Below are 13,971 nucleotides of genomic sequence, written 5' to 3' on the forward strand. Positions count from 1 at the left end.
GATCATATTTTCTTAGTTTAAGAAGGAAGGAAACGGAACCCTCTCACATTAGAGCGCCTCAAACATTTCAATGAATACTGCTAAAGACAGATTATCATTAGAGGATCGGGTGAGTATGATGAAAAAAGAGTTCATGTGGATAGCGGGAATTGAAGACACATTTGTGACAAAGACGGACAGGACTTCGGCAAGATCTCTCGATGAGTACGAGCTCACACAACATTACTCGAACTGGGAAGGAGATCTTGAGATTATCGCAGATACGGGGTTCAAGTATGTTAGGTATGGAATTCCCTGGTACACGGTGAACCCGGAAAAAGGGAGATTTGATTTCTCATGGACCGACAGAGTATTTGATTTCATGGGTGAGAGGGGCCTTATCCCAATAGTTGACTTCATTCACTACGGTACACCCCACTGGATGGACAATGGTTTTCTCAACAGCTGTTTTCCGGATTACATGGCTGATTATGAGTTGGAGGTTCTTGAAAGGTATAAAAAGTCAATTGATCTCTTCACTCCCATGAATGAACCGTTCATTACCCAGGAATTCTGCGGCCGCCAGTCAATCTGGCCCCCTTATTTAAGTGGGGACGACGGTTTTGTCAAACTCCTCATCGCGACGGCAAAAGGGATAATGAAATCAGTTTCGTCCATAAAGAGAGAACTACCTAACAAATACGCCCTTCACGTCGAAGCGTCGGGCATCTTCTTTTCTGCCGAACGAGAACTTCAAGAGGAAGTGAAGAAGATGAATGAAATGAGATATTTGACCTATGATCTTATACAGGGGAAGGTAGACACCAAACATTGTCTTTTCGATTACCTGTACAAAAACGGGGTTGGTAGTGAAGATCTCGACTGGTTCACAGAAAACAGAATAACGGTCGACGGATTCGGGGTTAATTACTATCCACAACTTAGTGTCTTCGAAGTCTCGAAAGAAAAGGGAAAAATACGCACCACACCGTTCTATGGAGGAACAGAATATCTCGAGAAACTGATTGTGAGTTATCACGAGAGATACGGTGGCCCGATATTCCTTACGGAAACAAGCATAAACGGAGAGCCAGATCATCAGATTCTCTGGTGGAGAGAGTCGCTCAAACTCGTAGAAGATCTGATAGATAGAGGGATAGACCTGAAAGGATACACGTGGTTTCCCGCAATAGATCTGATAAACTGGGATTATCGTTATGGATCCGAGCCAGTGGAGAAGTATTTAGAACCCATGGGTTTCGTCAGTCTCAAGATGGACCCCTCCAGGCAGTTCAGGAGATCTACGGGAGAACTAGCAACTGTCATGAGGAACGACTTGCGAGGCGAAGAGTAGTATTCTCGAAGATTATTTTTGGCAGACATCAGAAAGCAGGTAAAGAACTATGAGAAGAAGGATAGATCTTGGCGGGGATTGGCTGTTCGAAATCCTTGAGAATGAACCAGATGACATTGGTAAAATTGAGCCGACAAAAACCATTGAGATCCCCGGGTGTGTTGAGAGAACGTATCCCGAAGTTACATCCTCTCAGAGGTATCTGTATTTCGAAAGGGAATTTGAGTACGAAAGGAATTCGGATTGCAGTACAATTCTAGCGTTCGGAGCGGTGGACTATCTTTGCAAAATCTTTCTGAACGGCTCCCGGTTGGGCAGCCATCGGGGCGGGTACCTGCCTTTTGAATTCGACATATCCGGAGTACTGTCATCACGCAACAGACTCCAGGTTCTTGTCTTCGATCCCATAGACGACAGGAAGATTGACTTCAGGCGTATTCCTCACGGAAAACAGAATGGAGATCCAAACTGGTACACGAATATCTCAGGCATCTGGCAAGGAGTGTGGATAGAAGAAAGACCCCCGGTCCACATATGTCGGCTGAGAGTTGACACCTCGTATTTAAAGAGGAGCCTGGAGGTCGCGTTCACCACAAATGAAGAATTCGACCGAGCATGCATAGGAGTATTCGACAAATCAGACCGGCTTTTAGCGTCTAAGAGAAGCGTGGACAAGAGTATTTCGCTTAGCCTTCCCAGCTGCCTTCCGTGGTCTCCCGAAACTCCCAATCTTTACAGACTTGTAGTCACTCTTGAATCAGGGAAGAGCAGAGATGTCATCGAGAGGAGGGTTGGGTTCAGAGACTTCGTAGCCGAAAACGGGAAGCTCTTCTTGAATGGACGCGACTTCTACATGAAAGCGGTTCTCGATCAGGATTTCTATCCCCAAACCCTTTACACGATTCCTTCAGAGGAGTTTTTGAGGGAGAGTTTTGCAAAGCTGAAGAAAATCGGTATCAACACGATCAGGCATCATGTGAAGGTTCCCGATCCTAAATATATGGATATTGCAGATGAGGTTGGTTTGATCGTTTGGCAGGATGCGCCGCACTTTGATCTCTTTTCTGATGAGGGAAGCGAAGAACTTCTGGAATCAATCGACGGTGCCGTGAGAAGAGACTCTCACCACCCATCGCTTTGTCTGTATTCGATTATCAACGAATCTTGGGGAATAAATCAAACAGATCCACGGCAGGTGAAATGGCTGATCGAAGCGTATGAGAGATTCAAGGAGAGATTCCCGGGTATCGTCTGGATCGACAACTCTGCCTGTGTGGGGAATTACCATTTGAAGAGTGATCTGAACGACTACCACTTTTACGTAAGCTCCATCGACAGACAGGATAAGTGGAACTCGCTGATTGAACTCTACTCTGAAAGCCCCAAAAGCTTCTACATAGGGGAACACAAAAATAATGCAGAAGGAAGGCCCCTTGTCGTTTCTGAATTTGGGAACTGGTCGCTGCCCCCTGAAATCTGGCTACGAAAGAAAGAAAAACCGTACTGGTTCAATCATATGTTTAACGATGTCTCCATGACGAAACCGGAAGGGGCTTTAGAGAGATTCGACAATAGCGAAATATCGAAGGAATATAGTTATCGAGAGCTTTTCGAGCTTTCCGTTGAAAACCAGGAAGAAAACCTGAATATTGAAATCGACAAAATGAGACTTCACGAGAACATAAGGGGATTCGTAATAACTGAACTAAGTGATGTCTTCTGGGAGTGCAACGGTCTTCTTGACTTCGATAGAAACTTCAAGATCGATCCCGAAAGAATGCGAGCAATTCTAGACAACGACCTTTTCGTCTCTCTTCTAGATAAAGAGGAATTATGGATCGGAGAAGAGGTAAACCTCAGAATCTTTCTCCTGAAGGATATTAAGAGAGAAACGCTCAGGATAAAGATTGGAGAAGAGATCCGAGAGATGCCATTATCTGGGGAGAAGGGTGACACGGTCAGAGTATCCCTGGAGACGGACAAATTCAGCGAGGGGCTGCTCAAGATTGAAATTCTGCTCGATAAGTGTGTTGCAACGCTCCACGCTGTTCTTTCCCGCAAAGATATTGCCGAGATCACGATCATCAATAATCCTCATTTCGGACTGCAGAAACCGCTTGACAGAAAATCGGTTGTTATGCTCGATAGACCGGGCGCTTCCTTTGAATACAATGGATACAAAGCGTCAACTGTTGCGAAGGATGATTTGCTCTCGGGCGACTGGATAACGGGAATCTTCTGGAACTCGAAACTGCTCTCCGACGTATTTCCCGGTGGATTGTTCAGGAGATGTCATCGCAGTCTAATAGAAGATAGGCCAATGATAAGCAGCTCGGGCTACAGCAGAAGGCTTTCCGGTGTTGTCTATGGATGGCTCACCGATTTCTACGGTTATATCGATATGGTAGATGATTCCATCTACCTATCCACTCTCCATCTCGACCCCAAAAGACCGCTGGCAAATCTGTTGCTTAGACGCCTTTCAGATCTTCATTCCATCTAAAGCCTCTCCATATGAGAAAAAACAAGAACGCAGTCTCCATCTATCGGAAAATTACAACTAAAATAATTGGTTCCTAGTACAAGAAATTGAAGTCAATCTAAATATATTTAAGGTAATGTTTGACTTTTCAAGTTAGAAGTTGTATAATGAATGTGGTTGAAAGTATCTTTAGGTTCAACTTAAGTTGTGGAGGTGGACCGATGAAATACTCTATAAGCAACTGTCCCGTCTGCGGGGGGAAAATGACGATCACTGAGTACAAATGTGATAGTTGCGGTACCACGATAAGGGGAAGATTCGAGCTTGACGATATTATGAAACTCTCCGCCGAACAGCTTGATTATCTGAAGACCTTTATCAAGAATCGAGGCAATCTCTCCGAGGTTCAGAAGGAATTGGACATCTCCTATCCGACGGCGAGAAACAGACTCGAAGATATAGTGAGGGCAATGGGCTATCAAGTTGTCGACAAGGACAGGGAAGAGGCGTCGAGAATCCTAGAGAGGCTTGAATCCGGAGAACTGCAGCCAGATGAAGCTCTCGAGATGCTCAGGAAAGTCAGAAAAAAGAAGTAGGTGATCTAATTGGATAGGGAAGAGGTTCTAAAAATCCTGAAGCTCGTTGCAGATGGTAAGGTTTCTCCCGAGCAAGGAAGGGACTTGCTTGAAGAGTTCTTTGAATCATATGAAGAAGAAAAGTCGGGAAGGAAATTCTCTATAGAGGTTGTGGATAACCATTCGGGGAAGGTCGAGGCCCATATAAGACTTCCCGTGAGGCTAGCAAAATTCGTCGGAAACTTTGTAAAGGAAAAGGACGCGAACTTCAAGATAGGAGACAGGGTTGTCGACTACAATCTGAAGGAAGTCCTCGAAGAGGTAATCAAGAGCGGCGAATCCGTTGAAATAGAAACCGGGGACAAGAGAGTAACGATAAAGATAGAGGATTGAGGGGGTATGGTCGTGGAGAAAAAGTTTGAATTTGACAGCGCCGGAATCGAGATTCTTAAGATCTCTTCAGCTAGCGCGGATCTTCAGATCGACCTTGTGGAAGATGGAAATGTGATTGCATACGTCGAAGTAGATTCTAATGATTATGTGCCCGAAGCTGAGAGTTCAGGGAAGAGGCTGAGTATAAAGTTCCAGAAGGGAACGAATATAAACATTCCCTTCATAAAGAATCTCTTTGACGGCGGAGCAGAGGTCAAGAGCGTAAGACTTCTCGTGCCTAAGTCTGTAAGGGAGTTAGACGCCAACAGTGCTTCCGGTGATATTGTCATAACCGACTTCGATCTTAGAAGCCTTAAGATAAGCAACGTCAGCGGTGATGTGAAGATCGAGAACTGCTCTGTAGAAAACCTGAACTTCAGTACGGTAAGCGGAGACTTGAACTTCATAGCCTCGAATTATAGAAGAGGTAAATTCGGCTCGGTATCGGGTGATCTCAGCATTAAGGGGCTTCCTCCTATGGAAAGGGAAACAATAGTTTCTTCAGTCAGTGGAGACGCCATTGTCTCCTATTCGGGAGAGCCTAAGTTCGATGCCACAATCTCCTCTGTGAGCGGTGACATCTCATCTGACGTCGGGCTTGTGAAGATAGATAAGAAACACTATAGATCGGGAAACGGAGAATCGCAGGAGTATCTGAAAATGAACAGTGTTTCGGGAGATCTCATCATTAGTACGAAGTACACGGGGACTCCAGCGAAGGAAGTAAAGGTTGAATCCAGAACCGTTTCTTCGGAAGAAAAGAGGGGCCACAGATCGGCCGTTGTCGAGGAGAACCTTCAGGATCAGGAGACGAGAAAGATTCTTCTTCTCTTCAAGGAAGGCAAACTTACAAAGGAGTACACCTTTGAGATGCTCGGTATCCTCGGATACTCTGAGCAGGAGATTGAAGAGATGCTTGAAGTGGACGAGGAGCTTCAGAAGTTTAAGGACTCGGTAGATGTAGTAATCAAAAACGAAGATGTTGAAAGTGAAAAGTCTCTTGAAGCTATAGAAAAGTCAGAAACACCCGAAAAACCGGATACTCCCGAAGAACCGAAATCGATCTGATAGGGAAAAGAAGGTGATAATAAAATGAAATTCGGAGCACTATTTGCGATTTTTCTTGGAATGCTGATTATCCTTTCCGTCACGCATGTGATCCCCAGCTTTTCCTTTGCAATTGAGATATTCCTTGCGATTATCTTCCTGTATCAGGGATTAAAGGTCTTCAAAAGGTTCAAGCCAGAGCACATGGGAAGTCTGATCTTTGGAGGAATCCTCTTCGCAGATCTACTAATAGGCTGGAATGTTATAAAGGGCTTCAGGGGTTGGGGCTTTTGGGAGCTCGTAGTGGCCATGATTGGATCGTATATCGTTGGCTGGGGTATTGTTACTCTTTTCAAAAGAAGCTTCAAACTTGGAGAAACACCGAACTCTACGAGACAGGTTCTCAACGTTTCAAGGCCCAAAGAGTTCGAAGAACTGGAAATCGACATCGATGCCAACCTCACAAAGGTATTGCTTATGGATAACACCTCAAACGGCTTCGATGCAAATGTGAGTTACGATAAGCAGAGTTTCAGTGGCGATCTAAAGTACGATATGGACAAGGGAAAGGGTTCTCTAAGGGCCAGGTGCAAGGCAAGGTCAGGAGTATCCAGTGTCCTGTCAAAATCAAGAATGAATTTCGAACTTAACTCGGAACCGATTCTCAGGCTGGATGCTACACTTGATGGCGCCGACAGTGTCTTCGACTTCTCCAAACTAAATCTTGACAGCGCGAGAATCAAGACATCGCTCTCCAGGCTTTCTATAATACCTTCCCAGCTGAGAGACTCTATAGTAGACATAGATTGTGAGGTAACCTCCTTGAACATTAGGACACCCAAAGACGTTGGTCTTAGCATTATCCATGAAGGCGAGCTCAACTGGAGCAACTTCAACAATCTTATGGAGAGGGAAAAGGGGTATGTCTCGACCAATATCGACAGGGCCGTTACGACCTGCCAGATCAACGTGAAGTCAGATATGTCGAAGATCTCTATCGACTGGATATAGAAGCGTCATCTTCTCAGCCGGCCTTATGGCCGGTTTATTTTTTTGGACTGGTCCAATTGGCAAAGATCTGCCCCGTTTGAGAGTCGAAAGTCGTTTATTATTATATAATCAGGGTACCGGATACATTTTTCCGGAATTTTTGCTCGCGAATGAGGGCAGAGACAGGGGGCGTTCGGTGGATAAGTGCAGAATCGACCCGAGAGTCTTCAAAGTACCGATTGACAAGATGAGAGCCGGCTACTATTCTGACAAATACTTCACGAGACTTGTCGAAGTTCTCAAGAAGGCAGACAAGAAGTCAAGGGTGCTATATCAGCTCTTCCCGAGGAGAGACGCGACAATAGTGGGAATTGACGAAGCGCTCGCCATTCTTCGCTTTGGGACCGGTTATTACTCTAATGAAGGAGAGGCGAAGAGGCTCTTCGAAGAGGTGCTCGAGATTGAGAAGGCAGTGAACCACGCAGCATGGGAGATGGATCGACACGCCCTGGTGGAATTGACCGCTCAAAAATGGGACCTGAAGATGATGCTGAATGATCTCTGGGTTGACAAATGGCCCGAACTCGAAGTTCGCGCGCTATATGACGGCGATGAAGCAAAGGATATGGAACCGGTTATGACGATAGAAGGCGACCCCAGATATTTCTCGTATCTCGAGACCATATTGCTGGGTGTCATAGCGAGAGCATCCTCAACTGCGACTGCCGTCAAGTCCGTCGTGAAGGCTGCCAGAGGCAAGGAGATACTCTTCTTCAGCGCGAGATTCGACCACTTCTGGACTCAGGCAACGGATGGATACGCGGCGCTCAAGGCCGGGGCTTTTGGAGTCTCTACCGACGCGAATGCCGACTACTGGGGCGTTGAGAGCATGGGGACGATTCCTCACGCGCTTATCGCAGTATATAACGGAGATACGGCCGAGGCCGCATTGGCTTTCGATCGTTATATAGAGGGCGGAGTCAACCGGATAATTTTGGTCGATTGGGACAACGATGTGATCGGAACGACGGTCGATTGCGTTGCACGCACGTATAAAGCCGAGACCGGAGAGGACTTCACACCTGGTAGGACCGATCCTTCGGTTGTCATAGGCCCGGGAAAGGGAAAGATATGGGGCGTGAGATTCGATACTTCTGGCAGTTTGAGAGACGTTTCGGTCGTCCCGAAAGATGCTTCTTCGCTGGGAGTCTGTCCCGAACTGGTCTGGAGGGCTAGAAGGGAATTCGACAGGTACGGAATGAAGGATTTGAAGATAGTCGTCTCGGGTGGTTTCACGGCGGATAAGATTGATCTCTTCGAGAAGCTGAATGTGCCCGTGGATGTTTACGGAGTCGGTTCGTCCCTGCTGAAAAACAAGCTGGACTTCACGGCAGATATCGTGGAGGTCGAAGGAAGACCCTGCGCAAAAGTGGGAAGAGGGAAGATAGAGACTCCAAGATTGGAAAAGGTAGCGAGTAACTATTGGAACAACGATAAAGAGGAGAGGTGTTGAAAATGGAAGCAAGGGGAACCTGGACAGTAAAAAAAGGGTTCGCTGAAATGTTCAAGAACGGCGTAATCATGGATGTCACGAATCCCGAGCAGGCAAAGATAGCTCAGGATGCCGGAGCCACGGCAGTAATGGCTCTTGAAAGAGTACCGGCGGATATCCGAAAAGAGGGCGGAGTAGCCCGAATGGCAAAGATTGGTCTCATCAAAGAGATCATGGAAACTGTAACGATTCCTGTAATGGCCAAAGCTAGAATCGGCCACATCGCCGAAGCGAAGATCCTTGAGGCTATTGGCGTTGACTTCATCGACGAATCGGAGGTTCTTACACCTGCAGATGACAAGTATCACATAGACAAGAGAATATTCACCGTCCCCTTCGTTTGTGGAGCAAGAAATCTCGGAGAAGCAGTCAGGAGAATCGCCGAGGGCGCCGCTATGATCAGAACAAAGGGAGAGGCTGGCACCGGAAATATCATCGAGGCAGTCAAGCACATGAGAACCGTTAACGAAGAAGTTAGAAAGGTCCAGATGATGAACGACGCCGAACTCGTCCACTATGGAAAGGAAATCGGTGCGCCTGTCGAGATTCTCAGCCAGGTAAGAGAGCTCGGAAGACTTCCCGTCGTCAATTTCGCCGCCGGCGGAGTGGCTACACCGGCCGACGCAGCTCTCATGATGATGCTCGGCTGTGACGGAGTCTTCGTCGGTTCTGGAATCTTCAAGTCGAAAGATCCCGCAAAAATGGCAAAAGCGATCGTCGAAGCGGTTTTGCATTATGACAATCCTAAAGCGCTGGCAGAGATCTCGGAGAACGTCGGAGATGCAATGGACGGACTCGAGATCGAGACTCTTGAAGTTCGAATGGAAGAAAGAGGCTGGTAAGGGTTGAAGATCGGGGTTCTCGGAATTCAAGGTGCTATACAGGAACATCTATCGATTCTCAGAAAGACAGGAGTGGAACCATCTTGGGTAAAGGATCGTAAGGAGCTAGACTCCGTCGAGGCGTTGGTAATGCCTGGTGGAGAGTCAACCACCATGATCAAACTCTTGAAGAGATTCGAAATGTGGGAAGCCCTCAGGAATAGGATAGAAGATGGAATGCCGGTCTTGGCGACCTGCGCGGGCATGATCCTCCTGTCCAAGAAGATTGAGAACGTCGTCAATCAGGACTCTCTGGGCGTTTTAGACATTAGCGTCAAGAGAAACGGTTACGGCAGGCAGATCAACAGCTTCGAGGTAGATCTACAGATCGACGAGATCGGTCCCGAACCATTCAGGGCAGTATTCATACGGGCTCCAAAGATCGAATCGATCGGTGGCGAAGTGAGAGTCCTTACAAGCTACGACGGATCACCGGTTCTCGTTCGCCAGAATAACATGCTTGCAGCCTCCTTTCATCCCGAACTCACTGGAGATCTGAGAATTCACCGGTACTTTCTAAAGATGGTCGAAGCGGCCGGACAGAGTATTGAAAAATGTGCAGAATGATCGCCTTCAAGGCAGATAAGAACATAGATACGAACTGGATTTTAGACATTCTAAAGGGCATCTCCGCGAGAGGCATTTCCAGTCCTCACAGTGACGGCTGGGGCTATGCCGTTCGTGGCGAAGGGAGAGAGACCTACAACAGTTCCGGCGCGATCTTTGATAGCGATAAGAAGCTCCCTCAGAGCAGGGTAGGCATTATTCATTCTCGAAAGGCATCGAAGGGATACACCGTCAATCTCGAGCACGTTCATCCCTTCTACACCACGGTCAGGGGAAGGAACTATGCCTTCTGCCACAACGGAACGATATACGACTTTGCTAGCGATGAAGGAACGACGGATACACAGAGATATTTCGAGCTTCTGGTCAGCAACCTCGAGATATATGAAACGAAGAGAGCTCTGGAAATAACTGCGGCCTTTGTGGCGGAGAACTACCGCTACACGTCGATAAACGCGCTTCTCACGGATTATGAAAACGTCTGGGCGATAAGGCAGAACGCAGAGAAAGATGACACGGAACACGCCCTGTTCCTTTACGAGAGGGACGGGGTGAGAATAGTCTCCAGCGAACCCGCCGAGAAATATGGCGATCTCCCCGGAAACTCTATCGAAATAAAAAACGGCGAAGCGTTAGTTCTTTGAATATCATAAAAAATGCGCCTGGGAAGTTCTCCAGACGCATTTCTTGTTGAGAGATCTAGAAGTCTATCGCAAGGTCCTTCATGACTTTGACAAGAGTGCTGTCAAGTGATTCAATTTCCGAATTCTCAAGCCTCTTGAGAGGAGTTTTAACTCCGCCCATTTTCAGACCCCTTCTTTCGAGAACATGTTTCATGTATGGAATATTAGCACCGTTCCCAACTGCCATCGTCAGCTTTGTCAAGGACTTCTGATTATCAAATGCCTTGTCGAAGTCACTATCTCTTACCGCATCCCGGACCTTGACGAAGAACTCTGGGAAGACTGCTCCAGGGCCTGAAACGCAGCCTCTGGCTCCGGCTATTAAAGCTGGTGCGAATGCCGCATCGCATCCAACCACCGTACTGAACGTTGAAGGCAGAGCCTGAATAACGCTCAGCGAATTGACGAAGTCGCCACTGCTGTCCTTCAAACCGACAATATTCTTATGCTTTTCGTGGAGTTTGGCAATTACATTGACACTAACCGGGTTTTTTGTTAGAGAGGGAATGTTGTAAATATACAGAGGAAAGTCGCTCACGGCATCCGCTATCATGTCGTAAAAACTGAAGAGCTCCTCCTGCTTGTGGTTGAAAAAGAAAGGCGAAACTACTGCTGCCGCATCTGCCCCACAATCCTTTGAGTGTCTTAGCAGCTCGATAATATCTTCAAGTACTGTGGCCCCGCAATGAGATACAACGGTCATTCTTCCTTTGTTTGCCTCGAGGAACGACTCTAGAGTCTTCTTTCTTTCCATTAATGGGAGGGATGTCCCCTCACCGGTCGTGCCGAGCACAAACATTCCGTCGACACCTTTTTCAGCCAGGAAGTCTACATAAGACTTTATTGCACTGTAGTCAACACAGGAACCATCATCATTCATCGGAGTTAGCGGAGCTACACCGACCCCTTCAAGTAGTCTTTTCACCATGATCTCCCTTCTGCCAATCTTCTGGCTACGTCCTTCATTGCTTCAAACTCCTGAACCAACCCCATTCTGACCTTCTTTGAACCATTGACGCCATAGGCAGTTCCAGGAACAACGAGAATACCGTATTCTCTGTATAGTTTTTCGGTGAAACTCCAGGGATCAGTGCCTTCCGGAGTGGAAACCCATACATACATCGCCCCCTGGGGCGCGGTGAAAGTCAATCCCGATGCCTTTAGGCCTTCAATAATCGCATCCCGCCTGCCCTGATATATTTCTCTGAGCTCACGATAATAGGAATCGGGGGTAGACTTCAAAGCTGCCGCAGCGGCGAGCTGTATAGGGTAAAAGACATTTGAGTCGATCTTCGATTTGTAAAGTTTCACAGCGTCCAGAAGACGTTTATCGGCTACTATTGCCCCAACTCTCCATCCGGCCATGTTGTAGGTCTTTGAGAAGGCGAAGTACTCCAGTCCCAGTTCGAGATTCTGGCGCGCTTCGAAATAACTGTTGACTTCAAGATTGTCAAAGGCTATTTCGGAGTATGCAAGATCACTCATCACGACAAACCCGTACTTGCCGGAAAGCTCTGAAAGTTGATCGTAGTACTCTCTGTTTGCCACCCGGCCGGTGGGATTTGAGGGGTAATTGACGATTACCATTTTCGGCTTGTGTAATCTGGCAAGACTCTCGATTTCGTCTAGAGTGGCCATCGGATCAACATCGCCGTCGTAAGTGAGAAGCTTTCCTCCGGTGAAAAGAACGGCCTCGAAGTATGTTGGATAACCTGGATCAGGAACAAGAATCGAATCACCGGCATTTACCAGTGCATGCAATGCATTGAAAATAGCTTCCTTGATTCCGACAGTCACAAGCACATTTTCCTCGGGATTCAGCGTGACTCCGAAACGTTTTCTGTACCAGTAAGCGACAGCCTCAAGGAGCTCCGGAGCCCCGTGTTGAGGTGGATAAGTATGATAGGCAGGATTCGACAGGTTCTCCTTCATTACCTCCACTATCCATTCCGGGGTGGGTCTGTTCGGGGCACCTATTGAAAGGTTGATCATTTTCTGCTTTGGTGGTTCTTTCTTCAGGCCGTTAATGAATCCAAAGGCGTCGGGCCTGAAAAACTCAAGCTTGGAAGACTCGAGCTGAAACTTCATTTGTTACTCCCTCCCTCTAGTTTTTTGGATACTACAATTAGCGGATAACACACAAGTATAAAGAACGCAGACACTATGCTGAACGCAGTAAACGGACTCAAAGTCAGTTGCATTATCTGTCTGGAAGTTCTTACGATCTCAACCATTCCAACGAGTGAAACTATCGAAGTGTCTTTTATTGTCATTACTATCTGGCCGACAATTGACGGCATCGTACTCTTTATGATCTGGGGTAAAACCACATGGATTAGCTTCTGAAAGTAGTTCAATCCAAGAGCCTCGGCCGCTTCAAACTGCCCTTTATCTAAAGACATAAGACCGCTTCTGAAAACCTCTGAAAGATATGCCGTTGCCGTAACTGAAAGAACGACTATTCCCGTCTGAAACGCGCCCAATTCAATTCCAACGTATGGCAGCGCAAAGTAGATCGCATAGACGATTATCAAGAAGGGTGATCCCCTGATTATCTCTACAACAATTGCTAGAAGTTGCGATGCAACGGGGATTCGATGGAAACGAATCAGGGCGATCGCAATTCCCAGCACTATACCGATTCCCAGAACGAATGGAAGAAAGGCCAGGTTGTTAAGGAAGGCGACTCCGAGTCTAACTATCTGCTGTAGTAAAGATATGTCTTGCATCATACCACCTTCTTAAGACCGAACCATCGCTTCGCATCCGACTGTCTCGATTTCTGATTTCTGCTTATTAGGCTGCTCAGAAGAGCAAGAATCAGATAGATTCCGAAATACATTAACATCGGCACACCAAATGATTCGAATGGCATATAGGTTCTCGCAGCGATCTTTCGAGCAGTGTACGTAAGCTCGGGGATAACCAGAACTGCCGCAAGACTTGTGTCTTTTATCAAGTACGAGAATTGGCTGATCAGTGGCGGCAGGATGTTTCTGAAGACCTGAGGCAGTATGATCTTCCTCATCGTCTGAAACCATGATAAACCGAGTGCTTTTGAGGCTTCTGCCTGGCCCTTGTCTATTGCTATAAGCCCGCCGCGTACTATTTCAGATATATAGGCGCCGCTGTTGAGAGAAAAGGCAAATATCGCGCTTTGAAAGGAAGTCAGCATCAGTCCGGTTATCGGGAGACCATAGTGGACGAAGTACAACTGGACAAGCAAAGGAGTTGATCTTATGAATCCCGTATATATTCCCACAGGTATTCTTGCGAACCTGGACTTCATCGTTGAAAGGATGCCGACCACTGTTCCAATAATGAGGGAGAAGATACCACTCAAAGCCGCAACTTTTAGCGTTTCCAACAAGGCTTCAAAGAAATCCGGAAGATACTGTGAGATCATTCTCATGTCAAGCATGACATCAC

At 46.9% G+C, this 13,971-nt stretch carries 14 protein-coding genes; 10 read left to right on the forward strand and 4 right to left on the reverse strand.

All coding sequences use genetic code 11. The features are described 5' to 3' along the window. Nucleotides 1-115 precede the first annotated feature (115 nt). The 10 genes from V513_RS08685 (at nucleotide 116) to V513_RS08730 (ending at nucleotide 10,503) form a co-directional block, all read left to right on the forward strand. Complete coding sequence (locus V513_RS08685) at nucleotides 116-1,333, forward strand: family 1 glycosylhydrolase (protein WP_180274861.1); 1,218 nt, start codon at nucleotides 116-118, stop codon at nucleotides 1,331-1,333. Between the two features lie 49 nt (nucleotides 1,334-1,382). Next, a complete protein-coding gene (locus V513_RS08690) occupies nucleotides 1,383-3,836 on the forward strand; it encodes a glycoside hydrolase family 2 protein (protein WP_099772414.1) in 2,454 nt (817 codons plus the stop codon). A 200-nt stretch (nucleotides 3,837-4,036) separates the two neighbouring features. Then, entirely contained in the window at nucleotides 4,037-4,411 is a 375-nt protein-coding gene (locus V513_RS08695) for a DUF2089 domain-containing protein (protein WP_006489399.1), read from the forward strand. Nucleotides 4,412-4,420: 9 nt separating this feature from the next. Further along, the gene (locus V513_RS08700; protein ID WP_014731931.1) at nucleotides 4,421-4,783 is read left to right on the forward strand and encodes an SHOCT-like domain-containing protein; all 363 of its coding nucleotides are present in this window, start codon (nucleotides 4,421-4,423) and stop codon (nucleotides 4,781-4,783) included. A gap of 6 nt (nucleotides 4,784-4,789) precedes the next feature. Further along, nucleotides 4,790-5,890, forward strand: a complete 1,101-nt coding sequence (locus tag V513_RS08705) for a DUF4097 family beta strand repeat-containing protein (RefSeq protein WP_099772415.1) — start codon at nucleotides 4,790-4,792, stop codon at nucleotides 5,888-5,890. A gap of 24 nt (nucleotides 5,891-5,914) precedes the next feature. Beyond that, nucleotides 5,915-6,880 carry a hypothetical protein gene (locus V513_RS08710; protein WP_014731933.1) on the forward strand — a complete coding sequence of 322 codons (966 nt, stop codon included), beginning with the start codon at nucleotides 5,915-5,917 and terminating at the stop codon, nucleotides 6,878-6,880. A gap of 226 nt (nucleotides 6,881-7,106) precedes the next feature. Then, the gene (locus tag V513_RS08715) at nucleotides 7,107-8,372 is read left to right on the forward strand and encodes a nicotinate phosphoribosyltransferase (RefSeq protein WP_180274867.1); all 1,266 of its coding nucleotides are present in this window, start codon (nucleotides 7,107-7,109) and stop codon (nucleotides 8,370-8,372) included. Between the two features lie 2 nt (nucleotides 8,373-8,374). After that, nucleotides 8,375-9,253 carry a pyridoxal 5'-phosphate synthase lyase subunit PdxS gene (pdxS, locus tag V513_RS08720; RefSeq protein WP_099772417.1) on the forward strand — a complete coding sequence of 293 codons (879 nt, stop codon included), beginning with the start codon at nucleotides 8,375-8,377 and terminating at the stop codon, nucleotides 9,251-9,253. 3 nt (nucleotides 9,254-9,256) lie between these two features. Continuing rightward, nucleotides 9,257-9,859 (forward strand): pyridoxal 5'-phosphate synthase glutaminase subunit PdxT, encoded by a 603-nt coding sequence (gene pdxT / locus V513_RS08725; protein WP_099772418.1) that lies wholly within the window; start codon nucleotides 9,257-9,259, stop codon nucleotides 9,857-9,859. Beyond that, on the forward strand, nucleotides 9,847-10,503 hold the full coding sequence (locus tag V513_RS08730; protein ID WP_099772419.1) for a class II glutamine amidotransferase: 657 nt from the start codon (nucleotides 9,847-9,849) through the stop codon (nucleotides 10,501-10,503). The genes pdxT and V513_RS08730 overlap by 13 nt, the downstream gene beginning before the upstream one ends. Nucleotides 10,504-10,558: 55 nt before the next feature. Here V513_RS08730 and V513_RS08735 read toward each other — a convergent pair whose 3' ends face one another. From V513_RS08735 to V513_RS08750, 4 genes are read right to left on the reverse strand one after another with little or no spacing between them, the layout of a single operon-like run. Further along, nucleotides 10,559-11,470: a dihydrodipicolinate synthase family protein gene (locus V513_RS08735; RefSeq protein WP_099772420.1), complete on the reverse strand. Its 912-nt coding sequence runs from the start codon at nucleotides 11,468-11,470 to the stop codon at nucleotides 10,559-10,561. Continuing rightward, entirely contained in the window at nucleotides 11,464-12,630 is a 1,167-nt protein-coding gene (locus tag V513_RS08740) for a pyridoxal phosphate-dependent aminotransferase (protein ID WP_099772421.1), read from the reverse strand. The genes V513_RS08735 and V513_RS08740 overlap by 7 nt, the downstream gene beginning before the upstream one ends. Then, nucleotides 12,627-13,274, reverse strand: a complete 648-nt coding sequence (locus tag V513_RS08745; RefSeq protein ID WP_218962701.1) for an amino acid ABC transporter permease — start codon at nucleotides 13,272-13,274, stop codon at nucleotides 12,627-12,629. The genes V513_RS08740 and V513_RS08745 overlap by 4 nt, the downstream gene beginning before the upstream one ends. Continuing rightward, nucleotides 13,271-13,963: an amino acid ABC transporter permease gene (locus V513_RS08750; RefSeq protein WP_099772423.1), complete on the reverse strand. Its 693-nt coding sequence runs from the start codon at nucleotides 13,961-13,963 to the stop codon at nucleotides 13,271-13,273. Before V513_RS08750 ends, V513_RS08745 begins: the two co-directional genes overlap by 4 nt. Between the last annotated feature and the right edge of the window lie 8 nt (nucleotides 13,964-13,971).

Origin of the sequence: Mesotoga sp. H07.pep.5.3 (assembly GCF_002752615.1) — a bacterium.
Taxonomy (GTDB): Bacteria; Thermotogota; Thermotogae; order Petrotogales; family Kosmotogaceae; genus Mesotoga; species Mesotoga prima.